The following is a 21,712-nucleotide window of genomic DNA, read 5'->3' on the forward strand; positions in this document are numbered from 1 at the left end:
GCCATGTTCACACCGCACCCTGTTCGTGCAGGCGCCGAATATCGCCCTGTGCGTAGCCCAGCTCCCCGAGCAAGGCATCGGTGTGCTGGCCCAGCGCCGGAATCGGGTCCATTCGCGGGCTGAACGCGCTGTTGCGCCCCGGTGGCAGCAATGCCGGTAGCTCGCCGGCCGGGCTGCCGACCTCACTCCAGCGCTGGCGTGCCTTGAGCTGCGGATGAGCCCAGACCCCGGCCATGTCGTTGACGTGGGCGTTGGCAATCGGCGCGGCATCCAGGCGCGTAATCACCTCATCGGCACTCAACTTGCCGAACGCCTCGACGATGATCGCGCGCAACGCCTGGCGATTATCCGAACGCAGCGAGTTGCTGGAGAAACGCTCATCGCTGGCCAGCTTGGGCTGGAGCAAGACCTTTTCGCAGAACAGCAGCCACTCGCGCTCGTTCTGCAGGCCGAGCATCACGGTGCCGCCGTCACCGGTCGGGAACGGCCCGTACGGGTAGATGGTGGCGTGCGCGGCGCCGGCACGCGGGGGCGGCGGCGCACCTTCGTAGGCGTAATACAGCGGGTAGCCCATCCATTCGACCAGGCTCTCCAGCATGGTCACGTCTACCCGGCTACCCTCGCCGGTCTTGTCGCGCAGCATCAGCGCCGAGAGCACACCGGTGTAGGCGTACATGCCGGCGGCGATATCGGCGATGGAGCAGCCCGCCTTGGCCATCTCGTCTTCACCCGGCCCGCCAGTAACGGAGAGAAAGCCTCCCTCGCTCTGGATCAAGAGGTCATAGGCCTTCTTCTGCTCGTAAGGGCCGCCCTCGCCGTAACCCGAGATATCGCAGACGATCAACCGCGGGAAGCGCTCGTGCAGCGCCTCGAATGACAGCCCCATGCGCGCAGCGGCGCCCGGTGCGAGGTTCTGCACCAGCACGTCGGCCCCGGCCAACAGCCGCTCGAGGACCTGGCTGGCGCCTTCCTGTTTCACATCCAGGGTCAGGCTTTCCTTCGAGCGATTGGTCCAGACGAAATGCGACGCCAGCCCATCGACCCGCTCGTCATAGCCACGGGCGAAATCGCCGGTGCCGGGGCGCTCGACCTTGATCACCCGGGCACCAAGATCAGCCAACTGGCGCGTGCAGAACGGCGCGGCGATGGCATGCTCTAGGCTGATCACGGTGATGCCATCGAGCGGGCGGGGTTTGGCTTGGCTCTTGTTCATGTTCGGTTCCTGCAAATTCGGCGTAGGGTGGAAAACGGCAGCGCCTTTTCCACGCGTCTGTTCAAGCTCATGCGACGTTGGCGCCCTGTTGGTGGATGAGGCTTCGCCGCCATCCACCCTACGAGTCTGTGTATGTTCACGTCCGGTTGCGGGCGGTTTGTGGGAACGGTCTTGACCGCGAAACCGATCGCGGTCGAGACCGCTCCCACCAGAGCCACCCGCCCGATAGTTACCGCAGAACCTCGAGGTCCGTGATATCCCTCAGCCGCCAGACCGTCTCGATCAGCGCGGCCGCCTGCTCATCGCCCCGCGCGCCGGAGAACTGCACCAGGCGACGGAACTTGTCTTCCAGTTCTGCACGGTTGAGGGTATTGCCCGGGTCACCCTTGGGTTCGTCGATGGCACCCCGCAGCGCGCGACCGTCCGTGGTGGTCACCTCGACACGGCCAAGCCAGCGCGAGGGATAGGCGGCGTCCACCTCGGGATCGAGGGTCATCGAGACCTTCTCGCGAAACTCCCCGACGCGCGGGTCGCTGAGCGCGTGGCTGTGGAATTCAGTCAGCCCGGCCTTGCCATACAGGGCGATCAGCCCAAGCACCGTGCCCATGGAGAACTTCGCCTGATGCACCGTCTGTGGCACCGTCACGCGGCCGAGCACGTCGATCGCGCCTTGGTGAACATGGGTGGTTACGCAGGTAATGTCCTCGGCGCGCAGCCCTTCGCGTTGCATCAGATCAAGCAAGGCGTCGGCAGCCGGGTGGGTATGGCGGCAGGAGGCGTGGAACTTGAACGACGTCTCCGCCAACGCCCAGCGGCTGCCAAGGCGATCCGACAATTTGCTCGGATCGGCATCGCTGGACATGCCGGCGGCCATGCCCTGCTCGCCTTCGAGAATGTTCTGCGCACCGGTCAGGCCTTCAGCCGTCAGGTAGGCCGCGAGCAGTCCATCGGCGGCCGCCTTGGCGGTGTGCAGTTGCTTGGAGTCGGCGGCGTCACGGAGAAACTCCCAGAGGCCGGCGGCCTGGGTGCCGGCACTGCCGAGCAGATGAGTGAACTGGGACTGGTTGAAGCCCATCAGCTTGCCCACCGCGACCGCCGCTGCCAGCGTGCCCACGGTCGCGGTGGTGTGGAAGATGCGGTAGTGCGAGCGGCCAAGGAACTCGCCGATGCGGATGCCCGCCTCGTACCCGGCCACCGAGGCCACCAATAGCTCGCGGCCGGACTTGCCAAGGTCCTGCGCCGCCGCCAGTGCGGCGGGGAACACCACCGTGGCCGGGTGCAGCACCGAGCTGTTGTGCAGATCGTCCTGCTCCACCAGATGCGAGCTGGCGGCATTCACCAGCGCGGCGAAAAAGGCGCTGCTGCCCTTGCCATTGATCAGGATGCGCGCCGGGCCGTCGGCCGGCCCCATCTTCGTGGCGTAACGCTCGAACAGCGGGATCGGATGCGCTCCGGCGCTAGCCAGGGTCGAGCCGAGCCAGTCGAGAAAGAGGTCTTCGGTGCGGGCGAGCACCGGCTCGGGGATCTGCTCATAGTGCAGACCGGCGAGAAATTCAGTCAACGCCTGGGTGTGCTGGCTCATGCGCCGGGCTCCATCAGATTCGACAGTTCGATAAGGTTGAGATCGGGATCGCGCAGGTACACCGAGCGGATCGGGCCGGTCGCGCCAGTACGTTTGACCGGACCTTCGACAATGGCCACGCGGTGCGCCTCGAGATGAGCGATCACCTCGTCCAGTGGCGTGGCGACGATAAAGCACAGGTCTGCCGAGCCTGGCGTAGGCCGTTCGGCCTTTGGCTCGAACTCGCGCCCGGCCTGGTGCAGGTTGATCTTCTGGTTGCCGAAGGCGAGCGCCTTGCGGGCTTCCCCGAAGGTAACCAGCTGCATGCCGAGTACGCGGGTGTAGAAGTCCAGCGTCGCGTCGACGTCGGCGACGGTGAGGACCAGGTGGTCGAGGTGGTCAATCTGCATGGCTGCCTCCTGATTCGATGCGTCGGCGTGGATTCGCTTCGCAACATCCGCCCTACAACCCAATGCCGCTGCGACACCGAGCGGTCCTTGCGCAGCTTCTTCGCGGTCAAGACCGCTCCCACGGCACCGGGTTAGAAACTGCGCGGCAACTCGAGCAGATGCTCGGCCACATATGACAGGATCAGGTTGGTGGAGATGGGCGCGACCTGGTACAGCCGTGTCTCCCGGAATTTGCGTTCGACGTCGTATTCGTTGGCAAAACCGAAACCGCCGTGGGTCTGCAGGCAGGCGTTGGCCGCCTCCCAACTGGCCTTCGCTGCCAGGTACTTGGCCATGTTGGCCGCCGCGCCGGCGTTGCGGCCGCTGTCGTACTCCTCGCAGGCCCGCCAGCGCATCAGGTCGGCCGCTTCGATCTCGATATGCGCTTCGGCAATGGGGAACTGCACGCCCTGGTTCTGCCCGATCGGCCGGCCGAACACGACGCGATCACGGGCGTAGGCGGCCGACTTCTCGACGAACCAGCGACCATCGCCGATGCACTCGGCAGCGATCAGGGTGCGCTCGGCATTCAAGCCGTCGAGGATGTAACGAAAGCCCTTGCCCTCTTCGCCGATCAGGCTGCTCGCCGGAAGTTCGAGATTGTCGAAGAACAGCTCGTTGGTCTCGTGGTTGACCATGTTGGCGATCGGCTGGACAGTCAGGCCGTTGCCGATGGCCTCACGCAGGTCGACCAGGAAAATTGACATCCCATCCGATTTTTTCTTTACCTCGGCCAGCGGCGTGGTGCGGGCGAGCAGAATCATCAGGTCCGAATGCAGGATGCGCGAGATCCATACCTTTTGCCCGTTGATCACGTATTTGTCGCCCCGGCGAACGGCGGTGGTCTTGATCTTGGTGGTGTCGGTGCCGGTGGTCGGCTCGGTGACGCCCATGGACTGAAGGCGCAGCTCGCCGCTGGCCAGTTTCGGCAGGTAGTAGCGCTTCTGCTCCTCGCTGCCGTTACGCAACAGTGTGAACATGTTGTACATCTGCCCGTGCACGGTGCCGGAGTTGCCGCCGCAACGGTTCACCTCTTCGAGGATGATCGAAGCCTCGGCGAGGCCCAGGCCAGAACCGCCATATTCTTCGGGGATCATTGCCGACAGCCAGCCGGCCTCGGTCAGTGCCTTGACGAAGGCTTCGGGGAAGCCCTTTTCCTCGTCGAGCTTGCGCCAGTATTCGGCAGGAAATCCGGCGCAGAGACCGCGCACGCCTTCGCGGATAGCGGTGTATTCGTCGTTCAGGTACGGATTCATCTCGGTTCCTCGAAAGCTGGCGGTGCTGTGTTGCCTTTATTGGTTGAGCGGTGTGGGCTTTGGCCAGCCAATCAGCTTGGCCTCCTCCCCCTCACCCCAACCCTCTCCCTCAGGGAGAGGGGGCTGGTTTTGTGTTTCGCCTGACAGCTGTGTTGCGTTTACAGGTGTGTTGGGGGTGGATCGGGCCATGCCGATCAGCTTGCCCCTTCCCCCTCACCCCAACCCTCTCCCTGAGGGAGAGGGGGCTGGTTTTGTGTTTCGCCTGACAGCTGTGTTGCGTTTACAGGTATGTTCGGGTGGTTCGGGCCATGCCGATCAGCTTGCCCCTTCCCCCACCCAGCCCTCTTCCCAGAGGGGCGAGGGAGCTATCAGGTGTATGTCGGAAGTCATGCCCTGGCAGACGGCATCGCATGTACGCCGATCTGGAAACCGGACACCGACCAGTCCCCTCGCCCCCTTGGGGAGAGGGTTAGGGTGAGGGGGCGGAGTCCCGCCATACACCTCACTCGAATTCCACCTCCGCCTTCTGTGCCAGGCCGTTGTGGTCACCCGCCCAGAGTTCGGCCCTGCCAGGAGCGACGAGGCGGCCGCCGAGTTCGAACGGTTGCGGGACCACGAGCGGCCGCAGGCCGCGGTAGGCGAAGCGACGCGGGCGGGCCTCGGGGTTGGCGCGGCAAAACGCGCGCAGGTTGAGCGTGGCGATCAGCGGACCGTGGACCACCAGCCCGGCATAGCCCTCGGCCTCGGTAACATAGGGCCAGTCGTAGTGGATGCGATGGCCATTGAAGGTAACGGCCGAATAGCGAAACAGCAGGGTCGGCGTCGGCGTCACCGCTTCGCGCCAATGGCCAGCGATCATCGGCTCGCCGCTGCTGGCCTTCGGCGGGTTCGGCTCGCGGTAGACGATGTCCTGCTCTTCACGAATCGCCAGGCGGCCATCCTGCCGGTACTCGTGCTGGACCGTGACGAATAGCAGCGCGCCGGTGCGGCCCTGCTTTTCCTCGATGTGCGTGATGGTCGACACCCGGGTCGCTTCGGCCCCGGCAATCAGCGGCTCGATGAATTCGATTCGGCCGCCGGCCCACATGCGGTTGCGGTTGTCGGCCGGCGGCAGGAAGCCGCCGCGTGCCGGATGGCCGTCCTCGCCCAGCGCGCTTTCGGGCATCGGCTCCTGGAAAAAACACCACTGCCACAGCGGCGGCAAGGGTTCGCCATGAGCCGGGGTGGGCTCGTCGAGCGTCGCGGCGATCCGCATCAGCAGGTTGCGACTGAGCTGGTCGTGGACTTCTTCGGCGCGGCCCATCCAGGCGGTTACATCGGTCGTCATCGCGGGCTCCGGCTTGAACGTTCGGTCTAGCATGCGATGTCGCAGCGCGTTCGGGAATTTGCATTTACCGAGACCAGCGTTCGGTTATCCTGAACGCATTTGCCGGACCGCCTGCATGCACTTTGATCTTTCCGACCTACGCCTGTTCATCCATATCGCCGAATCGCCCAGCCTGACCCAGGGCGCACGCCGCGCGCACCTGTCGCCGGCGGCGGCCAGCGCCCGGGTCAAGGCGCTCGAAGGACAGCTCGGCAGCCGTTTGCTCTATCGCGACAGCCGCGGCGTGGCGCTGACACCGGCCGGGGAGAAACTGCTGCAGCATGCGCGGCTGATCATGCGCCAGGTGGACTATCTCAAGGGCGAATTCACCGAATACAGCACCGACTCGACCGGGCATATCCGCATCTTCGCTAATACCACCGCGGTCACCGAATTCCTTCCAGAAGTGCTGGCCGGGTTCCTCGCGCAGCGGCCAGGAGTCACAGTGGATCTGCAGGAGCGTTTGAGCCGGGACATCGTGCGCGGCGTACTCGACGGCAGTACCGACATGGGCATCATCGCCGGGCCGGTGCAAGCCGAGGGGCTGCAGGCGCTTCATTTCAGCACCGACCGCTTGCTGCTGGCCGTCCCCCTCGGTCACCCGCTGGCAACACAGCCACGCGTTACCCTGCGCCAGACGCTGAGCTATCAACACATCGGCCTGCACGAAGGCAGCACCCTGCTCAGCTTTCTTCGCGACCAGGTCGAGAAGTTCGGCGGTACCCTGTCGCTGCGGATTCAGCTCTCCAGCTTCGAAGCCGTATGCCGGATGATCGAAGCGGGTGTCGGGATCGGTATCATTCCCGAGTCCGCCGCGCGCCGGCACAGCCGTACCATGCAACTGGCGCTGGTGGCGCTGGATGAACCCTGGGCCGTTCGCGAACGCAGCATTCTGGTGCGTGAGCTCGATGCCCTGCCGGGCAGCGTTCGGGCCTTGATCGCCACCTTGCGGCCAGGACAAAGCGGCTAATCTGGGCCAAGCTTGCAGAGTCGGCTGGGCGTGGTCGACCGACTCCGCTACGCGGCGTTGACCGAAAGTAGCCGTCAGGCTGCAAACGCAATGATGTTCGAAGCCTGCGCCAGGAAATACGCTTCGTTTTGAATCCTCGGCGAAAAGTGCTGCCCAAGCTGCATGCACCGAGGCGCACCCCATGGGCTCGGCCTCGGGCTTCCTTACACTTGACTGTGATCACGGTGGAGCGCTCCTGAACGGCGCACTCTGCCAAAAATGGACTTACTTGCTTAAGGTTGTTTGCCATGACGTCCTTACTAGCCCCGATCAGTTCGCTGCTGGCCGGTGTCGCCTTTCTTCTGCTCGGCCACGGACTGCTGAACACGCTGCTGACGCTGCGTGGCGTCGCCGAGGGGTATTCGACCGGCCTGATCGGCCTGCTGATGTCGGGCTACTTCGCCGGCTTCCTCATCGGCACCTGGCTGGCGCCGTCGCTGATACGTCGCATCGGCCATATCCGCACCTTCGCCTTCTACGCAGCGCTGGCTTCGATCGCCGTGCTGCTGCACGTGATCATCGTCAATCCGTGGGTGTGGCTGGTACTGCGACTGATGTACGGCGTGGCGCTGGTCACGCTGTACATGGTCATCGAGAGCTGGCTCAACGCCCAGGTCAGCGGTGAAAAACGCGGCCAGGTGTTCGCGCTGTACATGGCAGTCAACCTTGGCTCGCTGGCGGCGGCCCAGCAACTGCTGAGCCTCGACAGCCCGATGAATTTCACGCTGTTCGCCTTGGCGGCGATCCTCATCTGCGCAGCACTGATGCCGATTACCCTGACACGCCAGGCACAGCCGGCCCAGCCCGACATGCCCGCCACGGACCTGCTGCAGCTGGCCCGAATCGCGCCTTTGCCGCTAATGGCCGCTGGTATCTCGGGCCTTACGCTTGGTGGCTTCTGGGGTCTGGCGCCGGTCTACGCCTCGCAGAGCGGCTTCGATGCGTCCGGCGTTGGTCTGCTGATGAGCGTGACCATCCTCGGCGGTGCCGTGCTGCAGTGGCCGATCGGGCTGTTTTCCGACAAGCACGACCGTCGCAAGGTGCTGCTCTGTGTCGTGGCCATCGCCGCGGTGCTCGGCGGGCTGATCACCCCGCTGACGTCCGGGCCTTTGCTGTTGGGGATGATGTTCCTCTGGGGCGGCCTGGCGTTTTCGATCTACTCGATCGCCGTCGCGCAAATGGTCGACCAACTGCACCCGGACGAGATTCTATCCGGCTCCAGCGGTCTGCTCCTGGCCAACGGCTTCGGCGCCGCCTTCGGCCCGGTGGTAGCCGGGGGATTGATGAGCTTCTTCGGTCCGAAGGCGCTGCCGCTGTTCTTCGCCGTCACCCTTGCATTCCTGGCGATCTATTCGTTCTACCGTTCGCGTCGGGTCATCGACCTGATGACCGAGCCGCACGGGCATTTCACGCCCATCCTGCGCACCAGCCACACCGTGCTGGAGCTGATGCCCGATACCCCGGAAGGCGAGGTCAAGGCGAGCGAAACCAGCGATTCGCTGGACGGCGATGCGCTCGATGACATCGTCGAACCGCGTACCGGCACCGGCTAAGGCAGAGCGCCTCGCCCGGCCGCCGGGCGCTGGCGGGCTTTTGCCGGCCAGGCTAGAAGTCCACCTTGCCGCGCCCGGCCTTGATAGCGCCGCGCTTTGACTTTCCTTCCAGACGCCGTTTCTTCGAGCCTAGTGTGGGGCGTGTCGGGCGGCGTGCCTTTTCCACATTGGCAACGCTGCGGATCAGCTCGGCCAGGCGCTCCAGGGCATCTGCGCGGTTCTGCTCCTGGGTGCGGTACTGCTGGGCCTTGATGACGATCACCCCATCCCCGGTGATCCGGCTGTCGCGCAGTGCCAACAGACGTTCCTTGTAAAACGCCGGCAATGACGACGCGTTGATATCGAAGCGCAGGTGCAGCGCGCTGGACACCTTGTTGACGTTCTGCCCGCCGGCGCCCTGCGCGCGGATCGCGGTCAACTCGATCTCGTTGTCGGGGAGCTGGACACTGTTGGATATCTCGAGCATCGGCCCTTCTGCGTCAGGAATGAGCGGTCATTGTCCACGAGGCGAGCAGCGCGGACACGTTTTTATATGATTTCGAGCCACAGCAGGCCGGTCGGTTCGGCTAACTTGGCGCACTGGCCAACCGGCATAGATGGAAGCCCTTATGGATTCGATCACCCAGGCGCTGCTCGGCGCCACGGTTCAGGCGTCCCTGCTGGGCCGCTGGCAAGGACGCAGGGCGCTGTTGTATGGCGCCGTACTCGGCACCCTGCCCGACCTCGACGTGGTCATCGACTACGGCGATGCCGTGGCAGAGATGACCTATCACCGTGGCTTCAGCCATTCGCTGTTTACGCTCAGCCTGCTGGCGGTGCTGCTGACCTGGCTGGTTCGACGCTTACGCCCCGATCCCGGCTACAGCGGCCGGCGGCTGCTCCTGACCCTCTGGCTGGTGCTGATCACCCATGTGCTGCTCGACGCCTTCACCAGCTATGGCACGCAACTGCTTTGGCCGCTCGCGACCCCTCCGGTGGCCTGGTCCAGTGTGTTCATCATCGACCCGCTCTACAGCTTGCCGCTGCTGCTGGCAGTCCTGGCCGGCGCCGTCTTCGGGCTGAAAGGACGCCGTCCACGCTGGGCGCCGATTGCGCTGACACTGTCTTCGCTGTACCTGGCATTCACCCTGGCCGGCAAACAGATGGCAGAGCATCGTGTGGACGCCGCGATGGCCGCAGCGGGTGTCCACCCCAGCCAGGTCTTCAGTACGCCGACGCCGTTCAACAGCCTGCTGTGGCGAGTGATCGCCCTCGACGGTGATCACTACTACGAGGCGCTGGTGAGCTGGTTCGATGCCGATCCGCCCGAGCTGGTGCGCCTGCCTCGTCACCCGTCGCTGGCCGGGGCGCTAAGGAACTCGCCGCAGCACGCGCGGTTGCGCTGGTTCACCGGCGGCATGCTGCGTTACGACGAGGTCGACCGGCACCTGCTGATGACCGACCTGCGGCTTGGCATGACGGGCTACCATCCCTTCCGCTTCGCCCTGGCAGAGCGAGACGGCGGCGAGTGGCGGTTGATACCGGCAGTCGAGCGCTGGCCGGCCGAGCGCGGCGACATGGGCAAGCTCGAGCAGCTCTGGCGGCGCATCTGGACGCAGCAACGGCCAATCCCGCTGGCGCAATGGGCGTCCGAATTGCAGAGCCGCTAGCGGCGACGATGCTGCCAGCGGCCCAGACCGTAGAGCATCGCTCCCAAGCCCATCAGCAAAGCCGCTCGCAACCAGGTGCCGGCGCTCTGCTGGGAGAGCAGGACCAGGCAAGAGCCGATGGCCAGGTACGGCAGGATCGTCGGGGTGCGAAAGTGTGGCGCGGCCACTTTGTCCTTGCGCAGCACCAGTACCGCCACGTTGGTGCTCATGAACACGAAGAGCAGCAACAGCACTACGGTTTCGGCGAGCGCACGCAGCGTACCGGTGACGGTAAGCGCCATCGCCAGCAAGGTGGTCACGATGATCGCCAGCCAAGGCGTGCGCCGCTCCGGCAATACCCGCGTCAGCGCCGAGGGCAGCAACCCCTCGTCGGCCATGCCATAAGCCAGGCGGCTGGACATGATCATCGTCAGCAGCGCCCCGTTGGCGACGGCCACCAATGCCACCGCAGCGAACAGCCAGTCCGGCACCGCGTAGCCGGTCGCGCGTACCACGTCCAGCAGCGGAGCAGACGATTCGCTAAGCGCAGCCGGAGTGAGCACCGCGGTTGCGGCCATGCCCACCCCCACGTAGACCAGTCCCGCCGTCAGCAGGGCACCGAACAGCGCGCGCGGGTAATTGCGCCGAACGTCCTTGACCTCTTCGGCCACGTTGGCCGATACCTCGAAGCCGACGAAGGAGTAGAACGCGATCAGTGCCGCGCCCAGCACAGCGATGGCTGGCGATACGCCGGGCGCGAATGCCAGGACCCGAGCGGGTTCGCCCTGTCCGCTCAGCAGATAACGGGCCGCCAGCACCACGACGAACAGCAGGCCGGACACCTCGATCACGGTCATCACCGTATTGGCACCGAGCGACTCCTTGATCCCGCGGGCGTTGAGCAGCGCAACCACGCAGAGAAACACCAGCGCGGTCGGCACCGCCGGGGTATCGATGAATGCGCTCAGGTAGTCGCCGGCGAAAGCCAGGGACAGCCCGGCTGCACTGGTCACACCTGCCGCGAGCATGCAGAAGCCGACCAGGAAGGACAGCAACGGCTTGCCGAACGCACGTTCGGCGAAAACCGCCGCGCCACCCGCTCGGGGATACTTGGTGACAAGTTCGGCATAGGACGCCGCGGTCAGCATCGCGAACCCCAGCGCGACCAACAGCGGCACCCAGACTGCGCCACCCGCCTCGCCGGCGATCTTGCCAACCAGGGCATAGACGCCCGCGCCCAGCACGTCGCCAAGGATGAACAGAAACAGCGCGGGCCCGCCGATGGCCTGACGCAGGCGTGATTCGCCCGCTGCGAACACGGTGGTTTTCATGGATGGGCGCCCCCACGGCGGGGGCGCTTGGCAACGAGCGATGAGGCTTTCAATCGAGCATCTCCAGAACAGGCGACCGCAGCCGCTTCTCTGTTCTAGATTGCCGGTATATCGCTGGAGTTCAGCGCCAGAAACGACAAAGCCCCGGCCAGGCCGGGGCTTGTCTGTACCAGCAAGCTGGAACTCAGGTGCGGAAACGCGCCACCAGCCCCTGCAGCTCGATGCCCAGACGCGCCAGTTCGGCACTGGCACTGGCGGTCTGCTCGCTGCCGCTGGCACTCTGCTCGCCGATGTCGCGCACACGGGTCACGCTCTCGGAGATGTTCTCGGCCACCGCGCTCTGCTCCTCGGATGCGGCGGCAATCTGCTGATTCATCTGCTCGATGGTCGAGACCGACTCGGTAATGCGTCCGAGCGCTATCCCCGCCTCGCTGGCCAGTTCGACAGTACGTTGAGTCAGGTCGCGGCTGGTCTGCATCTGCTCGACCGCCTTCTGCGCCACTTGCTGCAGATTGCCGATCAGGCTTTCGATTTCTTCCGTCGAATCATGCGTGCGGCGAGCTAGCGCGCGGACTTCGTCGGCGACCACGGCGAAGCCGCGGCCTTGCTCTCCGGCGCGTGCAGCTTCGATCGCAGCATTGAGCGCCAGCAGGTTGGTCTGTTCGGCTACGGCACGAATCACCTCCAGCACGCTGCCGATACGACCGCTCTCGGCGTTCAGCTCTTCGATCGCCTGGGCCGAATGCTCGACCTCGCCGGAGAGGTTGCCGATCTGGCCAATGGCTTCCTGAACCACCAGGTCGCCTTGGCGCGCCTGTTGATCAGCCTGACGAGCAGCGAGCGACGCTTGCTCGGCGTTTTGCGCCACTTCCTGCACGGTCGCGGCCATCTGGTGCATCGCGGTAGCGACCTGATCGGTTTCCTCCCGCTGTTTCTGCACGCCAATGCTGGTTTGTGCCGTCACCGCAGAGAGTTGCTCGGCCGCAGCGGCTATCTGGCCGACACCGCCGCCAATACGCCCGATTAGGCCGCGCAGGCTTTCGGTCATGGCGTACATGGCCTGCTGCAACTGGCCGAGCTCATCACGCCGGGTCACGGTTTCCGATTGGCTCAGATCACCATCGGCAACCCGCTGTGCCAGTTGTACCGTGTAGCGCAGCGGCCCGACAATCATGCGCGAGATGACAGTCGCGGCCGCGAGACCGATCACCACCGCCAGCACGGTAATGATCCCCAGCAGCATATAGGCGCTGCTGCGTTGGGTTTCCATTGCTGCGGTCGCATCGGCCATCATCTTGCCTGCCGCATCGACGACGCTTTGCGCCTGGCCAACCATCTCCTGTTCCAGTGCAACACGGGCCCCGCGATTGCTGCGGAACTCGTTGAATGCCCGCTGGTAACTGGCGAGCGCGGCAAGAGCGCCATCCATGGTCGCCTTTTGCTCATCGTCGAGCCAGGTTTTCAGGCTGGTGCCGATGGTGGTCACGTCTTCGAAGGACTCGTTCCACGAATCCACCGCGGCCTGGGCGTTGTTGTTGATGAAGATGTTTTCGAAGGTGCGCAGATCGAGAATCTTTTTCGTCAGGCCTGACGCGGATTCGGCAATGGTCAGCGGATCGCTGCCCCTCAGGTGATCGCCCTGCAGGCGCAGTACCCGCACGGCGTCGTACATGTCCAGCTCGATGTATTCGAACTCCTCGCGACTCTTCTGCGCCGTGTCGTCCATGCGTGCGCGAAGTGCCTGGCCACGATTGATCAGCACGCCGTACTCATCGAACTGTTTGGCATAAACGGCGGCGCTGCCGCGAATCTGCTGCACCGCTTCCTGCTGCTGTTCAGAGAGGCCGTCCAACGCGTCCAGCTCGCGATTCAGCCGCTCGAGCGTGCTGCGCAAGGCCTCAGCGGACGCCTCGTTTCGGGTCAGCGCGTAGTCGCGCTCCTGGCCCCGCGCCTCGAGAATCGCGGCATTGACTCGCGATAGCTGGTTCACCTGATACGAACGATCGAGGATCGAATCGACCGTGTAAAAGCCGGTTCCGGCGACACCCAGCGTCAACAGCAGGACGAGGGCAAAGCCAAGCAGCAACTTCTTGCCCATGGACAGGTTGGCGAATATATCGAGGGGCTGCATCAGAAAATCCTTAAAAAGTATGCGCGCTCATGAAGTCGGCCGCTTGCGGCAAAAGTTGAATGCCAAAGCAGCGCAATTTAATCAGGACTTAATGTCAATTAGCCACCTTCCAGCCCACATTGAAGCGCGCCTTCAATGCTGTTGAAGATGCCCGTAGAGCTTGGCGTAGAGCCCGCCATCAGCGATGAGCTGTTGGTGGCCGCCCTGTTCGGCGATGCGCCCGCCGTCGAAAACCAGCACGCGGTCGGCCTGTTTCACGGCGGATAGACGGTGGGCGATGATCAGCGTCGTTCGCCCTTGCAGGAAGCGGTTCAAGCCCTGGTGCAGCGCGTATTCGGTGGCAGCATCCAGGGCCGAGGTCGCCTCGTCGAGAATCACCACCTTGGGCTCGGCCAGCACCATGCGCGCCACCGCCAGGCGTTGTCGCTGCCCACCGGACAGGCGAACGCCAGAACGGCCGACGATACTGTCGAGCCCCGCCGGCAGCTGGCGGATGGTCTCAGCCAGCTGGGCGATCTCCAGCGCATGCCAGCACGCGGCATCGTCGCGCTCGCGCCCCATCAGCAGGTTGGCGCGCACCGTATCGTTGAACAGCGCGGGATGCTGCAATACCACGGCAACGTTATCGCGGACGGTTGGCAAGCCGATGTCACGCATGTCGATTCCGGCAAAGCGTATGTGTCCAGCCTGAGGCTGATACAGGCCCAGCAGCAATTGCACCAGGGTGCTCTTGCCACCACCGCTGGCGCCGACGATAGCGACCTTCTCCCCCGCTGCGATGGTCAGGTCCAGCCCTTCCAGCACCGGTTCGTCCTGATAGGCGAAACGCAGCCCCTGGACCTCGATGTCGACGGTTTCGTGCCCAGCGAAAGGGTCCTGGCCGCCGGCGTGCTGCGGCTCGTCCGCGCGTGCGAGCAACTGGTTGATGCGGCTGAGCGCACCACCCGCGGCGTAGAAGGCGTACTGCAGATTGAGCAACTGCTCCACCGGACCGATCATGAACCATAGGTAGCTGAACACTGCCAGCATCTGCCCGATCGACAGGTCCGAGAACAGCACGGTGAGCATCGCCGCGGCGCGGAAGATGTCGATGCCGAACTGGAACAGCAGACCACTGGCACGGTTGGAGGCGTCGGTTTTCCATTGCGAGGCAACGGCGTAGTCACGCACTTCGCGCGCACGCAGCCCGAGGCGCCCGAGAAAAAAGCCTTGGCGATTTCCCGCACGCACTTCCTGAATGGCGTCCAGAGTTTCGGTGAGCGCCTGGGTGAACAGCGAGGTACTGTCGTTTTCCAGCTTCTTCAGGTGCTTGACGCGTTTACCCAGTTGCACCGTGGCGTAGATCACCAGCGGATTGAACAGCAGGATCAGCAGCGCCAGTTGCCAATGCATCCACAGCAGAATCGCCGCCGTGCCAGCGATCGAGAGTACAGCGACCAGCAGCCGGCTAAGGGTCTCGCCGATGAATTTGTCGATGGTTTCGAGATCGGTGACCAGATGCGCGGCCACTGTCCCGCCGCCCAGGCTCTCGTATTCACTCAGGGCGATGCGCTTGAGCCGCTCGATCAGGCGGATACGGATGCGGTAGACCAGATCCTTGGACAACTGGGCGAACAGACGCGCCTGCAGCACATTGAAAACCAGCGCACAGGCGCGCAGCAGCAAGGTCGCGCAGAGCATCAGGCCGATGTAGCCGGCCGCCGTTTGCCAGCCAATGGGCAGAACAGTGTCCATCACCCGTAATGCGGTATCGCCCTGCCCCAGCAACACTTCATCGACCAGCAACGGCAGCAGCAACGGAATCGGCACGCTGCACAGCGTCGCCAGAACCGCGACCAGATTGGCGAGGATCAGCGCCTTGCGATGGTGCAACGCGAGGCGGCGAATCTCCGCCCAACTGAGCCGGTCAGGCATGGGCATTGTGTTCCAGCCACCGCTCCAACAGAGGCGACAGTGACTCGAGCGGTTGATATCCGTTGGTGACCAAGGCCAGCTGACCGTCGTGCTCGGCCAGCAAGGTTGGGAAGCCGGCGATCCCCAGATTGCGCGCCCAGTCGAAATCCGCTGCGGTGGCATCGCGCACGGCCTGCGAATCGAAGCGGTCGGCGAATTCGATGCGCGGAATGCCCGCCAGCTCGGCGAGCCTCACCAGCTCCGGTGCGAGCGTGACGTCGCACCCTTCGACATAGAACGCCCGCTGGATCAGACCGGCAAGGTCCCAGGCCGACTTCGGATCGAGGCTACGCGCCGCCACCAGCGCCCGGCACGCCGGCTCGGTGTCATAGACCAGGCCTTCCGGCAGACCCGCCTCGAAATTGAACGGCTGGCCGCTCGCCTCGTGCACGGCGTGCCAGTAGGAGTGGGTGCGTTCGCGTGCTGCCGCATCCATCGCGGTGCGCTCCTGGCGCAGCCCGCCGACCACCAGATCGGCCCCGACACCCTTGTTGCGCGCCTGCTCGATCAACGCCTGCACCACCGGCGCGAAGCCCCAGCACCAGGAACACATCGGGTCCATCACATAGATCAGTCGGCTACGCATCGAAGGCTCCGGTTCTGTCGTGTGGAGCGCGAACTGCGCGCCATCATCTGGCCAAGCGGCGTCGCTTACGCACCCTGCTTGCGGTAGTTGTAGCCGATGGGGTGCGGCTGGTTACGCTTGAGCGCCAATTCGATCTGCTTTTGCCGCTCACGCGCACTGTGGCGGGTCTTCTCGCTGAGGTTGTCCCAGCAATGCGGGCAGCTGATGCCTGGAGCGTAGTGCTCCGACTGGCGATCCTCCAGCGAGATCGGTGTGCGGCAGGCATGGCACTGGTCGAAGTCGCCCTCGGTCAGGTCATGTCGCACGGTCACGCGGTTGTCGAAGACGAAGCAGTCACCGCGCCAACGGGTCTCTTCCTGCGGCACTTCTTCGAGGTATTTGAGGATGCCGCCCTTGAGGTGATAGACCTCCTCGAAGCCCTCGCCGAGCATGTAGCTGGAGGCCTTTTCGCAGCGAATGCCGCCGGTGCAGAACATCGCGACCTTCTTGTGCTTGGCCGGGTCGTAATGCGCCTTGATGTAGTCGGGGAATTCACGGAAGGATTTGGTCTGCGGATCGATCGCGCCTTCGAAGGTGCCGATGGCCACTTCATAGTCGTTACGGGTGTCGATCAGCAGCACCTCGGGGTCGGCGATCAGCGCATTCCAGTCCTTCGGCTCGACATAGGTGCCAACCCGCTGGTTGGGGTCCACGCCCTCCACGCCCAAGGTGACGATTTCCTTCTTCAGCTTGACCTTGGTGCGGTAGAAGGGTTGCTCGTCGCAATAGGATTCCTTGTGGTCGATGTCAGCCAGGCGCACATCGGTGCGAAACCAGGCGAGCAAGGCATCGATGCCTTCGCGGCTGCCGGAAACCGTGCCGTTGATGCCTTCTTCGGCGAGCAGCAAAGTCCCCTTGATGCCATTGGCATTGAGGGTTTCGAGCAGGGGCTCACGCAAGGCGACGTAGTCCGGCAGGGAGACGAACTTGTACAGCGCCGCGACGACGATGTTCTGGGTCATGCGGGTATATCCCTCCAGTGGTCACCCAACAGGCCGTTGAAAAACTACCTGCGTTGGCAATCCAGCGTTGAAAAGCCCCTCGGAATGCTCATTTACACCTGTAAACTCCGCGTCCTCGGGCCTTTTCGCCTCGTCTTGCCTGCCTCGCCTACGTTTTTCAACGGCCTGTCGAAGGGCGGACCGGGAATGCGAAAACGACAACGCCGGCGTGAGCCGGCGCGGCGCGCATTCTATCAACAAACGAGTGGCATGCTTCAAGCGTCAGCCAGGCGGTTCGCTCGGCCTTATTTGTGACCACCGGCGCAGACCGGCGAATCCGGCGCGGCGCCCTGCTTCGTCCACTCCTCGGGGGTGTAGGTGTGTAGCGCGAGCGCATGGATCTGCGGCATCAGATCGGCCATGGCGGCGTACACCTTCTGGTGCCGCTTGACCGCGTTGAGACCGTCAAACTGCTCACTGACGATCACCGCCTTGTAGTGGGTTTCCTGGCCGCGGCTGTGCATGTGGCTTTCATCCAGCACCTGCAGATGCACGGGCTGCAGCGCGGCCTGCAGGGTGTTTTCGATCGAGAATAGTTTGGACATGGCGGGCAGGCTCTCTCAAGGCTTCTTCTGAGTGTCGAGTTCGGCTGTCATCTCAGCCAGTAGTTTGTTCACCTGAGGCACGGCGCTTTCCAGCTTGGCCTGGGTCACTTGAGCCGAGCGGGCGTTGAGCTGTGGCAGCTGCTTGAGCATCTTCTGGCCCAGTTCGGATTCGTAGAACTCGTTCAGTCGAGTGAGCTCCGGCTCGCTGAACGTATCGGTGTACAGCGCTACCAGATCGGGCTTGACCCGCTCCCAGCCGATCGCTTTGTCGAGTGCGGCATCGGCCTTCGATTGGTAACGCTCCAGCAGGGCCCGCTTGCTCTCCGGCGCCTGGGTCTGTTCGAAGCGCTCGGCAAACATGTGCTGTACCTGGGCGTACACCGGTACGGAGAGGCGATCGGCGTTGACCAGCTCCAGAAAGCGCTCGGCCTGGGCCGCGTGGCTGGCGCTGTCGGCGCTCGCCTGGCCCGCAAGCAGCGCCATCGAAAGGACGCTGCACAGACCGACGGTACGAAAAATATGCATGGGGTAATCCTTGCCGAACGATGATGGGTCTCAGTGGACACATTCTGCGCGCGGAGTTCCAATCGCTCAAGGAACAGCCCGCCTGGCTGATTGAACCAGTGCCTTCGGCAGGCGACCTAACAGGAAGACCCAAATCGATGGAGCATGGTATGACCCGCACCGAAACCGACAGCCTTGGCCCAGTTGAAGTACCGGAACAGGCTTACTGGGGCGCGCAGACCCAGCGCTCGTTGAGCAACTTCGCCATTGGCGAGCAGCGTATGCCACTGGCCGTGTGCCACGCCCTGGCGCTGATCAAGAAGGCGGCGGCGCGGGTCAACGACCGCATCGGTGACCTGCCGCCAGACATCGCGCGGCTGATCGAACAGGCCGCCGACGAAGTACTTCACGGCCAGCATGACGATCAGTTTCCGTTGGTGGTCTGGCAGACCGGTAGCGGCACCCAGACCAACATGAACGTCAACGAAGTGATCGCTGGCCGCGCCAACGAGCTGGCCGGCGGCACCCGTGGCGGCAAGAGCCCGGTGCACCCCAACGACCATGTCAATCGTGCGCAGAGCTCCAACGACTGCTTCCCGACGGCCATGCATATCGCCATCGCGCGCGCCGTTCATCACGACCTGTTGCCGGCTATCGCCGAGCTTTCCGGCGGCATCGCCGAGCAGGCCGCCCGCCACGGCCAGTTGGTCAAGACCGGGCGCACCCACATGATGGACGCGACGCCGGTCACCTTCGGCCAGGAGCTGTCGGCGTTCGTCGCGCAGCTCGACATCGCCGAACAGGCGATTCGCCACGCGCTGCCCGCGGTATTCGAACTGGCCCAGGGCGGCACCGCGGTCGGCACCGGGCTCAACGCACCGCACGGGTTCGCCGAGGCGATCGCTGCCGAACTGGCGGCCCTGTCCGGCCTCCCCTTCGTCACGGCGCCGAACAAGTTCGCCGCGCTGTCCGGGCATGAACCGCTGGTAGCGCTTTCCGGCGCGCTGAAAACACTGGCGACCGCGCTGATGAAGATCGCCAACGACTTGCGCCTGCTGGGCTCCGGGCCGCGCGGCGGCCTCGCCGAGGTGCGCTTGCCGGCCAACGAACCGGGCAGCTCGATCATGCCGGGCAAGGTCAATCCGACCCAGTGCGAGGCGCTGTCCATGCTCGCCTGCCAGGTGATGGGCAACGACGTCACCGTCGGCTTCGCAGCGAGTCAGGGGCACCTGCAGCTCAACGTGTTCAAACCGGTGATCGTGCACAACATGCTGGAGTCGATTCGTCTGCTGGCCGATGGCTGCCGTAACTTCAATACGCACTGCATCGTGGGGCTGGAGCCGGACGCCGCACGGATGGCCGAGCACCTGGAGCGCGGATTGATGCTGGTGACTGCGCTGAACCCGCATATCGGCTACGACAAGGCGGCGGAAATCGCCAAGAAGGCCTACGGCGAAGGCACCACCTTGCGCGAAGCCGCGCTGGAACTTGGTTATCTGGCAGATGAAGAATTCGATCAGTGGGTCAGGCCTGAAACCATGCTGGAGTCCAGCCGCAGCTGATTGCCCAAGAGATGCGCGTGGGAGCGGTCTTGACCGCGAATGGTATTGCACCAGAGCCCGTTTGTTCGCGGTCGAAACCGCTCCCACGAGCCGATCCACGCACGGGCAACGACGTGCTGCCCGTCTGCCACGCCATTACGGTGGACTGAAGCCCCACCTTTGTGTGAGCCGGACTTCGGGCCAGAGGCAACCTGTTAGACAACGGCAGACGTAAGCGTGGGAGCGGTCTTGACCGCGAATGGATTGCAGCAGAGCCCGGTTTGTTCGCGGTCGAGACCGCTCCCACGAGCCGATTCACGCACGGGCAACGACGTGCTGCCCGTCTGCCACGCCATTACGGTGGACTGAAGCCCACCTTTGTGTGAGCTGGACTTCAGGCCAGAGGCAACCGTCAGACAACGGCAGAGGTACGCGTGGGAGCGGTCTTGACCGCGAATGGATTGCAGCAGAGCCCGGTTTGTTCGCGGTCGAGACCTCTCCCACGAACCGATTCACGCACGAGCAACGACGTGCTGCCCTTCTAGCCACGCCATTACGGTGGATTGAAGCCCACCTTTGTGTGAGCTGGACTTCAGGCCAGAGGAAACCTGTCAGACATCGGCAGAGGTGCGCGTGGGAGCGGTCTTGACCGCGAATGGGATTGCACCAGAGCCTGTTCGTTCGCGGTCGAGACCGCTCCCACGAGCCGATTCACGCAGCGCAGGCGTAGGACCGATGCGCCTCGCCGAGATGCTTCAGCCCGCCGCTGCGAGAAGGGTTGAACTGACGCCTTCAACCCCCGGCTCGCCTCCCGCCGTCAACGCACCGCTTCGAACAGGCCCGAAGCGCCCATACCGCCGCCGACGCACATGGTCACCACGCCGTAACGCAGGTTGCGGCGTTGCAGCTCGCGGATCAGGTGCCCAGCGGTACGCGAACCGGTCATGCCGAACGGGTGGCCGATGGAGATCGAGCCGCCGTTGACGTTGAACTTCTCGTTGTCGATTTCCAGCGTGTCGCGGCAGTACAGGCACTGCGAGGCGAAGGCTTCGTTGAGTTCCCAGAGGTCGATACCGCTGACTTGCAGGCCGCGCGCCTTGAGCAGACGCGGTACCGAGAAGACCGGGCCGATGCCCATTTCTTCCGGTTCGCAGCCGGCCACGGTGAAGCCACGGAAGAACGCGCGGGGCTTGAGGCCGAGTTCGAGCGCCTTTTCCAGGCTCATCACCAGGGTCATCGAGGCGCCGTCGGAGAGCTGCGAGGCGTTACCAGCGGTGACCGAGCCGTCTTCAGCGAATACGGGCTTGAGCCCCGACAGGCTTTCCAGCGTGGTATCCGGGCGGTTGCAGTCGTCGCGATCGACCACACCTTCGTGTTCGGTACGCTCGCCGGTGTTCTTGTCTTCGGTGTAGTAGCGGACGTTCATCGGCACGATTTCGTCCTGGAACAACCCTTCGGCCTGGGCACGCGCGGTGCGCTGCTGGCTCTGCAGTGAATAAATGTCCTGCTGCTCGCGGGTCACGTTGTAGCGGCGTGCCACCAGCTCGGCGGTCTGCCCCATGGTGTGATAGATGCCCGGCACCCGCTCCTGGATGATCGGGTTGTACAGGTTGTCGGTGTTCTTGCTCTTGGCCGTCAGAGTGATGGATTCGACTCCGCCGGCGACGATGACGTCGCTGCAGCCGGAGGCGATCTGGTTGGCCGCGATGGCGATCGCTTGCAGACCCGAGGAGCAGAAGCGATTGAGCGTCATGCCCGCGCATTGAGTGCCCAGGTTCGACAGCACCGCTACGTTGCGGCCGATGTTGTAGCCCTGTGCGCCCTCGTTCGAACCGGCGCCTACGATGCAGTCCTCGACCAGCTTGGGGTCCAGGCTGTTGCGCGACAACAGCGCATTGACGCAATGGGCCGCCATGTCATCGGGCCGGGTCATGTTGAACTTGCCGCGGAAGGACTTGGCCAGGCCGGTCCGTACGCTGTCGACGATCACTACTTCACGCATGGCATACCTCGAATGGTTGGGCGGGTCGCGACGACGGCGGCCGG

Annotated in this window: 18 protein-coding genes; 4 read left to right on the top strand and 14 right to left on the bottom strand. The window is 64.1% G+C overall.

Annotation, left to right across the window (positions count from 1 at the left end; translation table 11 throughout):
* Positions 1-7 precede the first annotated feature (7 nt).
* From KCX70_RS13580 to KCX70_RS13600, 5 genes are all read right to left on the bottom strand, one after another.
* The gene (locus KCX70_RS13580) at positions 8-1,213 is read right to left on the bottom strand and encodes a CaiB/BaiF CoA transferase family protein (protein WP_102852076.1); all 1,206 of its coding nucleotides are present in this window, start codon (positions 1,211-1,213) and stop codon (positions 8-10) included.
* Between the two features lie 229 nt (positions 1,214-1,442).
* Positions 1,443-2,795 carry an MmgE/PrpD family protein gene (locus KCX70_RS13585; protein WP_212617862.1) on the bottom strand — a complete coding sequence of 451 codons (1,353 nt, stop codon included), beginning with the start codon at positions 2,793-2,795 and terminating at the stop codon, positions 1,443-1,445.
* Positions 2,792-3,184 carry a VOC family protein gene (locus KCX70_RS13590; protein WP_102852078.1) on the bottom strand — a complete coding sequence of 131 codons (393 nt, stop codon included), beginning with the start codon at positions 3,182-3,184 and terminating at the stop codon, positions 2,792-2,794. The genes KCX70_RS13585 and KCX70_RS13590 overlap by 4 nt, the downstream gene beginning before the upstream one ends.
* A 131-nt stretch (positions 3,185-3,315) precedes the next feature.
* A complete protein-coding gene (locus tag KCX70_RS13595; protein ID WP_212617863.1) occupies positions 3,316-4,479 on the bottom strand; it encodes an acyl-CoA dehydrogenase family protein in 1,164 nt (387 codons plus the stop codon).
* 502 nt (positions 4,480-4,981) lie between these two features.
* Positions 4,982-5,806, bottom strand: coding sequence for an FAS1-like dehydratase domain-containing protein (locus KCX70_RS13600; protein WP_212617864.1), 825 nt, complete (start codon positions 5,804-5,806; stop codon positions 4,982-4,984).
* 115 nt (positions 5,807-5,921) lie between these two features.
* Between KCX70_RS13600 and KCX70_RS13605 the strand changes: the two genes are divergently transcribed.
* Both KCX70_RS13605 and KCX70_RS13610 read left to right on the top strand, forming a co-directional pair.
* Positions 5,922-6,815 (top strand): LysR family transcriptional regulator, encoded by an 894-nt coding sequence (locus KCX70_RS13605; protein WP_102847315.1) that lies wholly within the window; start codon positions 5,922-5,924, stop codon positions 6,813-6,815.
* A 287-nt stretch (positions 6,816-7,102) separates the two neighbouring features.
* The gene (locus tag KCX70_RS13610; RefSeq protein ID WP_212617865.1) at positions 7,103-8,407 is read left to right on the top strand and encodes an MFS transporter; all 1,305 of its coding nucleotides are present in this window, start codon (positions 7,103-7,105) and stop codon (positions 8,405-8,407) included.
* A gap of 52 nt (positions 8,408-8,459) precedes the next feature.
* Here KCX70_RS13610 and arfB read toward each other — a convergent pair whose 3' ends face one another.
* The gene (gene arfB, locus KCX70_RS13615) at positions 8,460-8,873 is read right to left on the bottom strand and encodes an alternative ribosome rescue aminoacyl-tRNA hydrolase ArfB (protein ID WP_212617866.1); all 414 of its coding nucleotides are present in this window, start codon (positions 8,871-8,873) and stop codon (positions 8,460-8,462) included.
* 142 nt (positions 8,874-9,015) lie between these two features.
* Between arfB and KCX70_RS13620 the strand changes: the two genes are divergently transcribed.
* Complete coding sequence (locus tag KCX70_RS13620; RefSeq protein ID WP_212617867.1) at positions 9,016-10,056, top strand: metal-dependent hydrolase; 1,041 nt, start codon at positions 9,016-9,018, stop codon at positions 10,054-10,056.
* Here KCX70_RS13620 and KCX70_RS13625 read toward each other — a convergent pair.
* From KCX70_RS13625 to KCX70_RS13655, 7 genes are all read right to left on the bottom strand, one after another.
* Entirely contained in the window at positions 10,053-11,366 is a 1,314-nt protein-coding gene (locus KCX70_RS13625; RefSeq protein WP_102847312.1) for an APC family permease, read from the bottom strand. The two genes, KCX70_RS13620 and KCX70_RS13625, sit on opposite strands and share 4 nt — an antisense overlap.
* Before the next feature lie 184 nt (positions 11,367-11,550).
* Positions 11,551-13,497 (bottom strand): methyl-accepting chemotaxis protein, encoded by a 1,947-nt coding sequence (locus KCX70_RS13630; RefSeq protein WP_102847311.1) that lies wholly within the window; start codon positions 13,495-13,497, stop codon positions 11,551-11,553.
* 132 nt (positions 13,498-13,629) lie between these two features.
* Positions 13,630-15,411 (bottom strand): ABC transporter ATP-binding protein, encoded by a 1,782-nt coding sequence (locus KCX70_RS13635; protein WP_212617868.1) that lies wholly within the window; start codon positions 15,409-15,411, stop codon positions 13,630-13,632.
* Complete coding sequence (locus KCX70_RS13640; protein WP_102852087.1) at positions 15,404-16,036, bottom strand: DsbA family protein; 633 nt, start codon at positions 16,034-16,036, stop codon at positions 15,404-15,406. The genes KCX70_RS13635 and KCX70_RS13640 overlap by 8 nt, the downstream gene beginning before the upstream one ends.
* 65 nt (positions 16,037-16,101) lie before the next feature.
* On the bottom strand, positions 16,102-17,037 hold the full coding sequence (locus KCX70_RS13645; RefSeq protein WP_102852088.1) for a rhodanese-related sulfurtransferase: 936 nt from the start codon (positions 17,035-17,037) through the stop codon (positions 16,102-16,104).
* Positions 17,038-17,321: 284 nt separating this feature from the next.
* On the bottom strand, positions 17,322-17,621 hold the full coding sequence (locus KCX70_RS13650; RefSeq protein ID WP_102852089.1) for a BolA family protein: 300 nt from the start codon (positions 17,619-17,621) through the stop codon (positions 17,322-17,324).
* Positions 17,622-17,636: 15 nt separating this feature from the next.
* Positions 17,637-18,104, bottom strand: coding sequence for a DUF2059 domain-containing protein (locus KCX70_RS13655; RefSeq protein WP_238559755.1), 468 nt, complete (start codon positions 18,102-18,104; stop codon positions 17,637-17,639).
* Between the two features lie 191 nt (positions 18,105-18,295).
* On the opposite strand from KCX70_RS13655, the gene KCX70_RS13660 reads away from it, so the two are divergent.
* Positions 18,296-19,687 carry a class II fumarate hydratase gene (locus KCX70_RS13660; protein WP_212617869.1) on the top strand — a complete coding sequence of 464 codons (1,392 nt, stop codon included), beginning with the start codon at positions 18,296-18,298 and terminating at the stop codon, positions 19,685-19,687.
* A 796-nt stretch (positions 19,688-20,483) separates the two neighbouring features.
* On the opposite strand, the gene KCX70_RS13665 is transcribed toward KCX70_RS13660, so the two are convergent.
* The gene (locus tag KCX70_RS13665) at positions 20,484-21,668 is read right to left on the bottom strand and encodes a thiolase family protein (protein WP_212617870.1); all 1,185 of its coding nucleotides are present in this window, start codon (positions 21,666-21,668) and stop codon (positions 20,484-20,486) included.
* Positions 21,669-21,712: the final 44 nt, after the last annotated feature.

This window comes from Stutzerimonas stutzeri, assembly GCF_018138085.1.
In the GTDB taxonomy this organism is placed as follows: Bacteria; Pseudomonadota; Gammaproteobacteria; order Pseudomonadales; family Pseudomonadaceae; genus Stutzerimonas; species Stutzerimonas stutzeri_AI.